This window comes from Vibrio sp. V43_P6S15P86, assembly GCF_009904725.1.
Classification (GTDB): domain Bacteria; phylum Pseudomonadota; class Gammaproteobacteria; order Enterobacterales; family Vibrionaceae; genus Vibrio; species Vibrio diabolicus.
The window spans coordinates 1-12010 of the sequence record NZ_WXWT01000190.1; the positions used below are offsets into that span (position 1 = coordinate 1).

The 12010-nt window shown below is 46.8% G+C and carries 12 protein-coding genes; 2 read left to right on the top strand and 10 right to left on the bottom strand.

Annotation, left to right across the window (positions count from 1 at the left end; translation table 11 throughout):
• From CAG69_RS08185 to CAG69_RS08225, 9 genes are all read right to left on the bottom strand, one after another.
• On the bottom strand, nucleotides 1-1144 hold a 1144-nt coding region (locus tag CAG69_RS08185; RefSeq protein ID WP_161443637.1), incomplete at its 3' end, for an AI-2E family transporter.
• A complete protein-coding gene (locus CAG69_RS08190) occupies nucleotides 1137-1823 on the bottom strand; it encodes a potassium channel family protein (protein ID WP_005396612.1) in 687 nt (228 codons plus the stop codon). The genes CAG69_RS08190 and CAG69_RS08185, both read right to left, overlap by 8 nt.
• Before the next feature lie 16 nt (nucleotides 1824-1839).
• Nucleotides 1840-2730 (bottom strand): HlyD family secretion protein, encoded by an 891-nt coding sequence (locus CAG69_RS08195; protein WP_006740779.1) that lies wholly within the window; start codon nucleotides 2728-2730, stop codon nucleotides 1840-1842.
• 12 nt (nucleotides 2731-2742) lie between these two features.
• A complete protein-coding gene (locus CAG69_RS08200) occupies nucleotides 2743-2946 on the bottom strand; it encodes a DUF1656 domain-containing protein (RefSeq protein WP_085342527.1) in 204 nt (67 codons plus the stop codon).
• Nucleotides 2946-4589 carry an efflux transporter outer membrane subunit gene (locus CAG69_RS08205; protein ID WP_161443639.1) on the bottom strand — a complete coding sequence of 548 codons (1644 nt, stop codon included), beginning with the start codon at nucleotides 4587-4589 and terminating at the stop codon, nucleotides 2946-2948. The genes CAG69_RS08200 and CAG69_RS08205 overlap by 1 nt, the downstream gene beginning before the upstream one ends.
• Nucleotides 4590-4599: 10 nt before the next feature.
• Nucleotides 4600-6774 (bottom strand): FUSC family protein, encoded by a 2175-nt coding sequence (locus tag CAG69_RS08210; RefSeq protein ID WP_161443641.1) that lies wholly within the window; start codon nucleotides 6772-6774, stop codon nucleotides 4600-4602.
• Nucleotides 6775-7162: 388 nt separating this feature from the next.
• The gene (locus CAG69_RS08215; protein WP_025587794.1) at nucleotides 7163-8032 is read right to left on the bottom strand and encodes a DMT family transporter; all 870 of its coding nucleotides are present in this window, start codon (nucleotides 8030-8032) and stop codon (nucleotides 7163-7165) included.
• A gap of 162 nt (nucleotides 8033-8194) precedes the next feature.
• Nucleotides 8195-9142, bottom strand: coding sequence for an HTH-type transcriptional regulator YidZ (gene yidZ / locus CAG69_RS08220; RefSeq protein WP_161443643.1), 948 nt, complete (start codon nucleotides 9140-9142; stop codon nucleotides 8195-8197).
• On the bottom strand, nucleotides 9117-10307 hold the full coding sequence (locus tag CAG69_RS08225; RefSeq protein ID WP_017447217.1) for an MFS transporter: 1191 nt from the start codon (nucleotides 10305-10307) through the stop codon (nucleotides 9117-9119). The genes yidZ and CAG69_RS08225 overlap by 26 nt, the downstream gene beginning before the upstream one ends.
• Before the next feature lie 132 nt (nucleotides 10308-10439).
• Between CAG69_RS08225 and CAG69_RS08230 the strand changes: the two genes are divergently transcribed.
• A complete protein-coding gene (locus CAG69_RS08230; RefSeq protein ID WP_161443645.1) occupies nucleotides 10440-10910 on the top strand; it encodes a GNAT family N-acetyltransferase in 471 nt (156 codons plus the stop codon).
• A 25-nt stretch (nucleotides 10911-10935) separates the two neighbouring features.
• Nucleotides 10936-11391, top strand: a complete 456-nt coding sequence (locus CAG69_RS08235; protein ID WP_161443647.1) for a GNAT family N-acetyltransferase — start codon at nucleotides 10936-10938, stop codon at nucleotides 11389-11391.
• Nucleotides 11392-11401: 10 nt separating this feature from the next.
• Here the strand turns inward: CAG69_RS08235 and CAG69_RS08240 are convergent, their stop codons facing one another.
• Complete coding sequence (locus CAG69_RS08240; protein ID WP_053808269.1) at nucleotides 11402-11914, bottom strand: DUF2799 domain-containing protein; 513 nt, start codon at nucleotides 11912-11914, stop codon at nucleotides 11402-11404.
• Nucleotides 11915-12010: the final 96 nt, after the last annotated feature.

The window sequence follows — 12010 nt, forward strand, 5'->3', positions numbered from 1 at the left end:
TGCCTGCACCGTGTCCAGGCTCTGATTGGTCATCAGAAGCGTCTTGTTGTTCTGCCATTTCTTCTTGCTGTTGTGCTTTCTCAATGCTCAACCACCAAACAAATAACTCATACCAAATCGCCAGGATAACGGCACCTAAGAACAGACCAACGATGCCGTAGAAAAGCATACCACCGATGGCACCGAGCAGAATCACAGGCATTGGTACGTCGACACCACGTCCCATTAACATTGGTTTGAACAGGTTTTCAGAAAGTGCTGCAACTACTACCCAGACAGTAAACATGGTTGCTGTCGTTGTATCTTGAGTCATGTACATGAAGCCAATCACTGGTAGTACAGCAAGCAGCGCTGGTAGCTGAGCGATACACAAGATCATCAGAATCAGAGTGAGCAAACCAGCTGCCGGAACGCCAAATACAAAGAAACCAGCGCCGATCAATAAGGCTTGAATCGCCGCCACACCGACTACGCCAAGCAGTACGCTTTTAATGGTTGCTGCGATAAGCGTGGTCCAGCTTTTAGCGTTTTCACCAGCGGTACGAATAGCGATGGTTCGTAGACCTGATGCTGCAGATTCAGAGTACGTCATAAAACCTGCTGCAATCGCAAGTGATAAGATTGAAAGCAGTAAACTTCCCAATACACCGCCAAGAGTGCCTAGCAAAGAAGTGAGCGCGGACTTTATTTGCGGCATAAAGGTTTGAATCGCTTGTTCAAGGTTAGTCGCGAATAGGGTCCACACCTCATAGAGCTTATCACCTACGACAGGCCAATCCGCAACGGAAGGTTTTGGACCTGGGATCTTCACTTGTCCGTTTTGCAATACTTCAAGCGCATGCGTTGCACCATCCACAATAGAACCTGACACCATAACAAGTGGTGTGACTAAGAGTGCAATACCAAGTAAAGCAATCGTTGTGGCTGCCAGGCCTCTACGACCGCCATATGCACGCTCCAGCTTTTTTGTAAGTGGCATTAAAGCGACGGCTATAATTGCACCCCAAATAACGGGAAGAATGAAGGGTTTGATGATGTCGTACGTAAACATCAGCAAGACGAAGATCAAGCCAATGCGTATTGCCGATTCCACCATATTACTGATGAAAAGCTTACTGTCGATTTTTACCGATTGTTTATCCATTTTTGTTTACCTGATGATCAATGTTAGAACTGACGAGACTTGAAACAACAATCGCCATATAGAAAACACCTGTAATGGCCTCTAAATACACCACGACTTGAGCCAATGGCGTTAGAGGGCTGATATCGCCATAACCAAGCGTGGTTAAGGTGACGAAACTAAAATACGCCGCATTGGAGAAGTTCTGCCCCCAAGAAATGGCTTCCATCCCAGTGAATGAGGTTGGCGAGAACTCTAGAAGAATGAGATAGGCAATTGCCCACATCAGACCAAGCAGCAAGAAAAGCGCGACTGAGCCAATGACTTTGTTGCTATTGACGTGGCCAGTGAAAAGAATCTGCCTTGCGATGGATTTAAAAGTGCCGAAAAAGAACGCGAAGGTGAGGGCAAGCATCACTACATTCATCTCCCGGATGTTGAAAACGGTCTTGATCACAATCACAAGAACCCAAACGCCAAACAGGGTATAGAGGAAACGAGACCACATTTTGTCGAAGCGAAGGCTGGCAAAACAGACAATGAACGTGAGAACCGTGAACGCCTGTAGTATGTGTTCAATCGTCCCTTCACCCACCACTTGTGCCATCGCACTCCCTAGCAACAAAATCACCAGCGCTAAAGTTAGATAGAAGAAGTTGTTTTCTTCATTAATGTTTTTGAGTTTTTTACCAATGACCATGGTTCTTCTCACTTAGTTACTGTTCATTTTCTGCCGATGAATCTTTCATCACCATGATGGACGCAGAAAGCCCGAATCGAAGATCAACATCTTCTGGAAGTTCTTGGATTGAGATTCGTACCGGAATACGTTGTGCTAAGCGAATCCACTGAAAAACAGGGTTCACGTTTGGAAGAAGGTTGTAGCCGACCGTGCCGTCTTTCGGCGCAATACCCCAACCGATAGAGTCAACCGTTGCGTCAATTGGCGTGTCTGGGTGAGACATCAAAGTGACACGTGCTTGGCTACCCGGTTCGATTTGTGCGAGTTGGTTTTCACGGAAGAAACCAAACACCCAGAAACTGTTCTTGTCGATCAGCGCCAGCAGTGGCTGGTTTGCGACCGCTTGCGTACCGTTTCGAATATCGAGGTTAGACACAAAACCATCGACGGTCGCATAAACTTTGGTAAAGCTGAGGTTAAGGCGCGCTGATTTTAATTGCTCTTCTGCAGATTTGATTTGCAGTAGCGATTCTTCGTAAGCGATTTCACGACGAATCAGATCCTTGTGAGAAACCGCGCCGCGGTCTTTCGCGCGAATATCTTTAAGGCGGTCGTATTCGATTTTTTTACCGCGAGAGCTAACAATGGCGCGTTCTAGTGCCACTTCGGCTTGAGACAAAGCAACTTCGTAAGTCGCTGGGTCGATTTCAAACAGTAAATCGCCTGTTTTCACTTCTTGGTTGTCTTGCACCGCGACATTTACAATTGGGCCTGATACACGAGGAGCTACTTTGATGACGTTCGCGCGCACTTGGCCGTCGCGTGTCCAAGGGTTATTAAAATACTCTTCAAATTTTTGATAGCCGAGCCAAGCTGCGCCACCAAGAATGACAAGATTGAGTGCGATTACGAATAGTTTTTTCATCTTGTTTGGCACCTAAAATTGAATATAAAAGCTGTCGATGGCCACCACATAACCGACCATGATGGCAATAAACGTCAGAGACGGAAAAGCAATGAAGCGAGACAGACGTGTCTTGTTCAATATCATCACCGTTATCCACGTTGCCGTGACGGCGAGAAAGAGCACCAGTAACGTGGGAGAAAAGTAAATGTCTCCCAAAGAAAGTTCATGAGGCATTAGAGATCCTCCGTTTTGTTTTCATCACTGTTCTCAGCCGGAGTTTCGAGGCGCAAAGGCGGCAATACGCGGTTTTCTTCATTTAAATAACCATCCCAGTCAGTACGTTCTGTCATTTGCTTGGCAATAGATTCACTGAGGAAGGGTTTGCCTGTTTGGGTTTGCCAGCCTCCACCGAGGGCTTTGTAGAGCGCTACAACTTGGTTCGCGACGTTCCCTTTGATCGTTGCGTAGCTGTCTTCCGCACGGGTCATTTTCTCTACCGAGTTGAGCAGACGTTCAAAAGAGATTTGGCCGTTTTCGTACTGCGTCATGGAGATGTTGAATGCACGAATGGAAGAGTTGACCGATTGCAGACGTAAATCTTTTTGCTGCAAATACAGGTCATACGCTTCGATCGCATTGGTCACTTCGTTCACGGCTTGCAGCACTTTTTTGTTGTAGTTGGTCAGTGTTTCTTGGAAGCGAGCGTCTTCGAAACGAATGTTATTTTTCACGCGTCCGTATTGGAAAATATTCCAACTGAACGTTGGGCCAACCACCATTGTGAGCGAATCGCTAAAACTGAAACTGCTGCCATCGGGAACCGTACTGTCGATACCGATGGAACCGAACAGCGAAAAGCTTGGGTACAGAGCGGTTTCCGCCACGCCAATTTGCGCACTCTGCGCGCGAGCTTGCATCTCAGAGACTTGCAAATCCGGACGTCGCATCACTAAGTTTGCGTCCACTTGGGTATCCAACAGCGGTGGGCGCGGCACAATGGAGCGCTCGTCGGTGCCCGATAACGCCGATTTTCTGCCTGTCGATTTGAACTGCGCTTCATAGTCAGCAATTTGCTTATGCATTCCATCTGATTGCAGCAGCTCGTCTACTTCTTCCGGTAATGCACCTAGTAATAACGCCAACGCGGTACGTGATTGTTTCATCGCGACTTCTAGGCTTGGTTGCGCGGCTTTTGTGGTGTAAAGCTGGTTTTTCGCTTGCTGTACGTCTAGCTCTGTTACGTTGCCGGAATCAAACTGAACTTGGGTGATGTGCACAACGCGTTCTTGAATCTCGATATTGCGGCGAGACAGCAAAATACGTTCTTGGAATGTGCGATAGTTAATGTAATTGCGTGCTACTTCGGCGGTGATGGTGACCATGATGTCGTGATACGACGCGATGGATGCGTAATAACCAGCTTCTGCAGATTCGATACCACGAGCGTATTTGCCCCAAATATCCATTTCCCACGCAGCATCAAACGACAGAGCGGCGTTGTTTACACCCTGATCATTCACGTAGGCACGCGCTAGATTTCCTGACACGGTTTGAACTTGCGGGTATTGCAAGCCAGTCGAAATGCCAAGCAATGAACGAGCTTGGACAATGCGCAGTCCCGCGGCTTCTAAATCGAGGTTTTGTTTGCTCGCCAACTCAACCAGTTGATTGAGAGTTGAGTCATTAAATTGCTGCCACCATTGTTGTAGCTGTTGCTCTGATTGCTGCGTATCTTTGGCTGCTTTTTGCACCGACCAGTCACTTGGCATTGGCGCCTGCTTTGGATGAACATAATCTGGTCCGACAGTGGTACACGCACTGAGCCCGAGCAGAGAAAGTATGGCGAGGCTTGGTTTAGTTAGTTTTGGAAGCATCATATCCCCACCTTTAAAAACGCTTCTGTTGTAAGTTCACCCAATCGATATCCTCGTAGGTTTGCTTGCAATGCTTGATTGCTTCGAACACGTTCCGTTTTAAATTCAGCAAGATATAAAAACTGGCTATCTCTGAATAAGCGTAGTCAGATAAATCTAACTCACTAAAAAAATCTTCCAGTTTATCTTCGAATGATTGGTAATCCTGACTGTATTGGTCGAATACGGAATCGAGTTCTTGTGTTGCTTGATGGCTGGCTAAAGCGCCCGCCATCAAAGGAATGATGGAATCGCGGTGTTGTTGGCGAAGTTGAGTAATCAGCGGATTGGTCAGCAACTTTTTCTCGGCGGCCATTAAGATGTTGATGTGATTACTGAGTACATCACACGCTTTGCTAAACGCGCCAATCGCTTCTGGCGTGGTTTTGTCAAAGTGTTTGTGGTTGATTTTCGAACCCCACACCTTGAGCTTTTTCGATGAAACGTTGAGCGTCACCAAGTGCAAGGCCCGTTTGAGCGGCGTGATAATCGAGCTGGACTGCTTCTGATAGGAGTCAAACAGATCCCGAGTGTGCCTAAAATAGCGCTCTTTTATGGTCAAAAAGAGGTGTTCTGGTCGTGAGCTAAACGGGAAGTAGTGCGCGAAAATGATCATGAACACCACCATGTAGAACAGCAGCATGATCGTCATGAGGATCCCGAAGTGATAGAACATGTTGTTGTCTAAACCGAGAACAAACAAGCCCACCATGTAGAAAATCGTCACTGGCCCGTTGAACAGATAAAAGCCGATAAAAGTGTAGATAAAGATGAATAGGCCAAGCTCTAACCCGAGATCCAATTGGGGAAGAATGAAGACGTAAGAAGGCACCGCGAACAAAAAGCCGAAAGTGAACAGCACAAGCAACAAAATCGGGTGCACAGGCACGAACGACAGCAAAGACATAAACATGGTCGAGAAGACCACGAACGAGTAGCCGCCTGGTGGATTGAAATAAATCCAAATCAGTCCTGCAACCCAATAAGTGACAAAGGTTTTGACCGCGGTTTTAAAGTTTTCTGCGTCCCACCATAGAAACTTGCCTTTCGGTTTCGGCAGCGGCACGTCAAAGGAGACATTGTTCGTCACAGAGTCAATGCAGCTAATGCTCTCCGCTAAACGCGACAAGTTTTGATGCATGAGCCCCAAGAGGTGCCCTAGCATAAGCGCAGAGCCTTTCTCTAGGTGCGCTGCGTCTTCAAGCAACGCCTGGTTGTATTCGACTTTGAACTCTTGAGCACGAAAAGCGGGCTCTTTTTCGTCCCAGACTTGTTGGCAGGTATCAAATAGCGCGTCAATTTCCGCAACGGCTTGATCAAAGTTGCTGATGCTTTCACGGTCTTGCTGGTGGCTAAAGTGGCTGTGCGCCGCAACGGTCAATTGTTGCGTTACCTGCTTGTTCAAATGAACTGCCAAGCGCCACTCTTTTATGTAGGCTGACACGTCGCTGCATTCCACACTGACTGTAGCAAAACGCTGTTCGAGCGCATTTTGGGCGGCAAACATCTGTTCGATAAGAGAATCCACGCTAGGTTGCGGCTCTTCAGCTTCTGGATTTTCTTCTCCCTTTTCTTGAGGAGAGACTTGCCCTGCCGATTTTTGCTCGAAATTTTGCAAGATAGCGGTGAACAACGCGCGTTGTGCTTGGTTGAGTTGTTCGATGAGCTGTCTTAGATTTTGTTCTGTTTTGGTCGGAAATAAGAAAGTCCCCACGAGCGTGTAAACCACTACCCCAAACACCGTCATATAAGCGCGGTCAACGCCATAAAGAAACGCACCTTCTGCGTCACCGCCATTGGACATCATCAGCGTCATCACACCGGTCAGCATGAGTAGCGTTGGATCTTTTTGATAGGCATTACGGAAGTAAAAAATGAAAGAGACCACAACCGACACGCTCAGCATGTAAAGCAAGCGGTCTTGAGCAAACAATCCCACCAGTAACAAGCCAACGACGGCGCCAACCAATGTACCGAACACGCGTAAGGTACCTTTGGCGAGGGATTCACGACGACTGCCTGTGGATGCAATCAGCATCACTGTGGTTGCGGCCGTCGATGCTTGCGGCCAACCCATGGCAAACGGGATCAGATAAGCCAGAGTCAGGCTAAGCGATACTTTAATAGCGAATTTTATTTTGTCGTTCATAGTGTCAAAGTTTGCTCAGGCTTATCGTTATAAGTTGATGAATTTCTTATGTGAATAATCAGAATCTTGTTCTGAATAAATTCGGGGGGCGGAATATAGCGGGTGAAAAAGTGTGCTTTGTAAACCCTTTGTCAAAACACAAAGTGCGTATTTGGCTCGATCTCGCGCTAGCCCTTGGCGTTATTGACGAAACGCCTAAAACGAGCAAAATCGCGATCTGTGACAATTCTCACTTTTGAAACAAAATCGTCGTGTTGTGTGAGCCAATTCTCACCTTATACCCTTCGCCTGATACTAAAGCAGGCCGCTCGTACCATCTGCAATGAGCTTTGCTGCTTTAAAAAGCATAGATGATGAATGGGTATTTGAGAGGGAAAGTTATTATTTTTTATCGGCTTGCCGATTGTTCGCTTGTTTTTTTGGATCGAGATAAAAAAACCAAAGCGATACCACCAAGAATGATGCCACTGGTTAAAAGTGTATGCAGCGAAAGAGGTTCGTGGAGTACGACGGTACCTAGTAGCAAAGCAATGGCTGGCACGGAAAGTTGGCTGACGGCGGCTTGAAGTAAAGAGAGCTTACGCATGACTTGATACCAAAGCGTATACCCAAGGCCAGATGCAATGGCGCCAGACGTGATAGCGAGCAAGATTCCGCTCAAAGAGAGATAAATTGAGGACAGCATCAACGGTGATAGGAGTATGCCAATCATAGATGCAGCGATAAACCCCCATGTGATGCCACTACTTGGAGAAGGCGCTTGTTTGCCGAGCGCAGTAAACGCAGCCCAACAAACGCCAGAAATCAACATGAGAAGTGCAGAACTGATGTCGGGGCGAGTGGCAGATGGCAACATTAACCAAACAAAGCCAACAATCGAAAGGCCGATACCGATGATTTCGAGAAACTGAAAGCGCTCACCTTGCCACCAATAGATGGCCAGTAAAGTCAGTTGCACGGCACCAAACAAAAGCAAAGCACCGGTTCCTGTCGCCAGTTGTAAGTACGCGAAAGAGAAAAGGGCAGCGTAACCAAATAAAGCAACGCCAGCAAAAAAGCGAAAGCGAGAAGTTGGCCGATCAGTTTTCCACTGACCTCTCACGACAAGCAATGCGATTAAGGTAATCGCACCGGATATCAATCGAACGAGAGTGAAGCTTCCTGCATCAATCAACCCTTCGGCCAATGCAAGTCGGCACAATAATGAATTGGCGGCGAACGCCAGCATCGTAATAGCAGTGAGTAAAAAGGTCGACATCCTTGGCCCTTAACGCAGAAATATGGATTGAGTGTAGCGTCAAACGACCTTTTTCATTAGTTGATAAAGTGATTAGTTATAGCCATCAGAGCGAGAAAATCAGCAAAAATCACCAGAGAAAACCTGACCTTAGCCTGAGTGTTACTGTGGTAGGGATGGTTGTTAGTACAATGACTTGATGGTGTTTTTCAACCATAGCAATTTGGGATTGTACGCATTGCGTTTATGCCAAATCATGGTAAATGGAATCAATAACTTGTCTTGTTGAGTTTGGTCTAACGGAATTGGTAAGCACACCAAATCGAGATGCAGCTTTTCTGTGTAGCTTTTGCAATAGTGCGGCGCGGTGGTGATCATGCCATGCGTCGGCTGCGCTGCCATAAAAAGGGATTGCTCAAAGTTGGACATCGTCAGCCCGATAGAGCGCTGTAGCCCTAGTTCCGTTAACACTTCATCCAACGCCCAAGTTTCACTTTTTTCCCAAACAATATTGATGTGTTGGTAGCTCAGAAAGGTCTCGAGATTCCACTCTTGCTGTAATGCCGGATGATCTTTATGTAAATACACCATCGGCAGGTCATAAAATAGAATCTCAAAATCCAAGAAATACGGCAGAAGATCCAACGACTCTTTCGATCTCGGGTGACTTTCTCGGCCGGTAAAACCGATATCCGCCTCGCCTCGAATGATGGCGTCGAGTGAATCGTAATCCCAGTTACTGGTTTTTACTTTCGCTTCAGGGTATCGCTGGTGGATAGCGACGATGAGTCTGTCCAGCACCGTGAGCACTAATGGCGACTCAATCGTGATATCAAAACGCACTCCTTTAGGCGTAATATCGCTGCGTTTTTCTGCAATCTGGCTGCCAATTTGCAGCCATTCAGCAAGATCTTGCTCCATGCTTTGCGCCAAAGGCGTTGGCGCAAGACCTTTAGGTGTTTTGACAAACAAAGGATCATCGAACCAATGACGAAGTTTGTTGAGCGACTTACTTACGGTAGAGGGCGTAACGTTCAGCTTTTTCGAGGCTTTCGAGACGCTTTGCTCTTGCAGCAATAATTGCAGAGTGAACAGTAAGTTTAAATCAAGTCGCGCTAGGGATTTCTTCATAATGGGTATCGTGAACAGGCTTTGGAATCAATAGTATTAGAGCAAGGCTGATTACGCTACCTAACACTAAGATAAACACTAACATATTCAGTGCACTAACGCCGATGAAACCCATAAACCAAATATAGAACGCTGAACTACAAACTTGAGCAATGCCCAGTAACGAGCTTGCCATGCCAGCTTGTTGAGAGAATGGGCTGAGCGCTTGGCTCATGGCCACGCCAAAGCCACAAGCGAAGCCAGCGCAAATCAGCCCAAGTCCGAATACATAGTAAAGAGATTGTCCATCATGGAAATGGGCAGCACTGAGCACGATGCCTGCACAAGCGAGCAATACTTGAGAGGTGATCATTAAGGTTCGCTGCTTAAAAATCCCCAATGCCAATGGCGCCGAGAACGAAATCAACATACTGATCGTCGCAGTCCCTGCCATGATGGAAGAATAGCCACCGCGATCAAAACCAAGCATGCTCATCACGACAATTGGTGAAGCGTTAACAAAGGTCAGAATGGTGGTCACTCCAAGTGCAGTAATGATCAGCCTACTGATAAAAAATCGCTCGAAGAAAGTCTCTTGATGGCTCTCTGGCGCTGTCTGCTCTTCACCTTGTTGGCTGGGTAGTGATTCCTTGAGAACAAAAATGGCCAATACACTGACGAGAATGCCCATTCCTGCCATTGTGGTAAACAAACTCGGCCAAGGAAATTTCAGCATAATCAAGTGACCAATCACGGGTGCGATCACTGGAATGATACAGGTGATGCCATTGAGCATCGACAATACTTTCGCGCGGCGTTCATCGTCTAACGTGTCGCGTAAAATCGCGAACGCGACTACATAGCAAGATCCAGCCCCGATGCCTTGGCAAAAGCGAGCAATCAAGAAAGCGTTTGGTTGCTCAGCCATCCCGCCGAGAAAAGATGCGAGCACGAAGATCATCGCGCCGACGACGGCAACAGGCTTTCGTCCCACAGAGTCTGCAATTTTCCCCGCGAATAACATCGTGGTAGCCATGCCAGCTAAATAGATCGAAAACGCAATATGCAACTGTGATTCACTGGCGTTGAGATCTGACGCAATTTGAGGCAAACCAACAAGATACAAATCAATGGCAGTAGGGTAGAGTAAAACGAGTGCAAAACTACAAAGTAAAAAACGGGACATGGAAACCTCTCTATCGAATGGCGAGGATAATAGAGTGCTAAACGTTTGCCTGCGAGTGGGAAATACGACACTAGGTATTTCTATTTACGACATACCCTGTATGAATTGAGCATAAAAACAACAAGGAAGATTATGATTACCATTGAAAAGTATTCGCCTGAGCGACATGAACAAACTTGCGAACTTAGCGTGCTAGAAGAGCAATCGCAGTTTACGGTCGCGGATGTGGGTGAAATGCTTACACGTCTTGAACCCACAGAGCTTCCGCATCTGATTCTGGCAGACGATGACGTGGTTGGCTTTTTTCTATTTGATGCAGCTTACAGCGAGAAATACGATTTTTGCCCTAAAAACAGTTTAGGCGTACGTGCTTTGCTGGTGGATCACCGTCATCAAGGCAAAGGCATCGCCAAGCAAGCCATTCAACAGTTTGCCGATTTCGCCAAACGCCATTATCCCGAGTTTGAGGCGCTTTATCTCACCGTGAATTTCCGCAACATACCTGCTTATCAGTGCTATTTAAAATCAGGGTTTGAAGATACCAATGAGCTTTACCACGGCGGCCCCGTTGGACCGCAGCACATTATGAGACAACCGCTTTAACTAGGAAAACACCAAGGATGGAAATATGAGAATTGAAACTGACAATTTAGAACGGCCGCAGGTGCTTGCGTTGTTGGAAGAGCATTTACAGGACATGTACGCTACATCGCCACCAGAGAGCGTGCATGCGTTAGATGTAAGCAAGTTGAAGTTGCCTTCAATCACGTTTTGGACGGGCTGGGATGGTGAGCAGCTATTGGGATGTGTGGCAATGAGCCAACTAGAAGATGGTCACGCAGAGTTGAAATCGATGCGTACGACGCCATCGGCGAGAAAACTGGGCGTGGCATCCCGCTTACTCAATCACGTGATTGAGCAAGCGAAACATCAGGGGATACAACGTTTAAGTTTGGAAACTGGGTCGATGGCATTTTTTGAACCCGCGCATCGCCTATATGAAAAGCATGGCTTCGCGTACTGCGAGCCGTTTGGCGACTATCAACCTGATCCAAACAGCCGCTTTATGACCCTAGCGTTGTAGCCCGTCGCGACTAAAAGTTAAAGTAGTAATTAGCTCCTGGCGAGATGAGTGATGCACGCTCACGCGCCAGTTGTTTTCTTCTCTCTCTAATACGCTTCGCGTTGTCTTTATCTAAGTTTGCATCCAATTGATGATCAAGGCGTGATATCTCCGCATCTAACGCGTTAATGCGTTGTTGACGCTGATATTCTTGATGGCCTAACTGATAGTTTTTAAGGAAAAGATCGTTAGAGCAAACGCCATAGTAGGTTTTTCCTTCTACACCCACCGTGTAACCATTGTCTGGCGAACAGTAAAGAATAGTGCCTTTATCAAAACCGTCTTGCCACTCAACGTGATTTGGCGTTACGCCTGCTTCGCGACAGTCTTTAATGTATTCGTACAAAATGTTTGGGTTGTTGCCTGAGCGGCCATCTTGGTAGCCGACGCGATACCAGTCTGCGGTTTGGCATTGTTCTGGCGACATGCTGCTACAACCAGAAAGTAATGCAAATATGGCAAAGAGAAGCGCAATGCGTTTCATGAAGTGGATTCCTTGTTACTGCGTTAGGTTCGCTGATTATAAATGAACAGTGTTCATTTCCAATAGATAAAATTAATAATTACCGAGTTATTGATG

Excerpts from the sequence above, each read along its gene's own strand:
- CAG69_RS08240 (WP_053808269.1), bottom strand. The coding sequence starts at position 11,914 with ATGAAACGCATTGCGCTTCTCTTTGCCATATTTGCATTACTTTCTGGT.
- CAG69_RS08195 (WP_006740779.1), bottom strand. The coding sequence starts at position 2,730 with ATGAAAAAACTATTCGTAATCGCACTCAATCTTGTCATTCTTGGTGGC.
- CAG69_RS08200 (WP_085342527.1), bottom strand. The coding sequence starts at position 2,946 with ATGCCTCATGAACTTTCTTTGGGAGACATTTACTTTTCTCCCACGTTA.
- CAG69_RS08190 (WP_005396612.1), bottom strand. The coding sequence starts at position 1,823 with ATGGTCATTGGTAAAAAACTCAAAAACATTAATGAAGAAAACAACTTC.
- CAG69_RS08205 (WP_161443639.1), bottom strand. The coding sequence starts at position 4,589 with ATGATGCTTCCAAAACTAACTAAACCAAGCCTCGCCATACTTTCTCTG.
- CAG69_RS08225 (WP_017447217.1), bottom strand. The coding sequence starts at position 10,307 with ATGTCCCGTTTTTTACTTTGTAGTTTTGCACTCGTTTTACTCTACCCT.
- CAG69_RS08215 (WP_025587794.1), bottom strand. The coding sequence starts at position 8,032 with ATGTCGACCTTTTTACTCACTGCTATTACGATGCTGGCGTTCGCCGCC.
- CAG69_RS08235 (WP_161443647.1), top strand. The coding sequence starts at position 10,936 with ATGAGAATTGAAACTGACAATTTAGAACGGCCGCAGGTGCTTGCGTTG.
- CAG69_RS08230 (WP_161443645.1), top strand. The coding sequence starts at position 10,440 with ATGATTACCATTGAAAAGTATTCGCCTGAGCGACATGAACAAACTTGC.
- CAG69_RS08210 (WP_161443641.1), bottom strand. The coding sequence starts at position 6,774 with ATGAACGACAAAATAAAATTCGCTATTAAAGTATCGCTTAGCCTGACT.
- yidZ (WP_161443643.1), bottom strand. The coding sequence starts at position 9,142 with ATGAAGAAATCCCTAGCGCGACTTGATTTAAACTTACTGTTCACTCTG.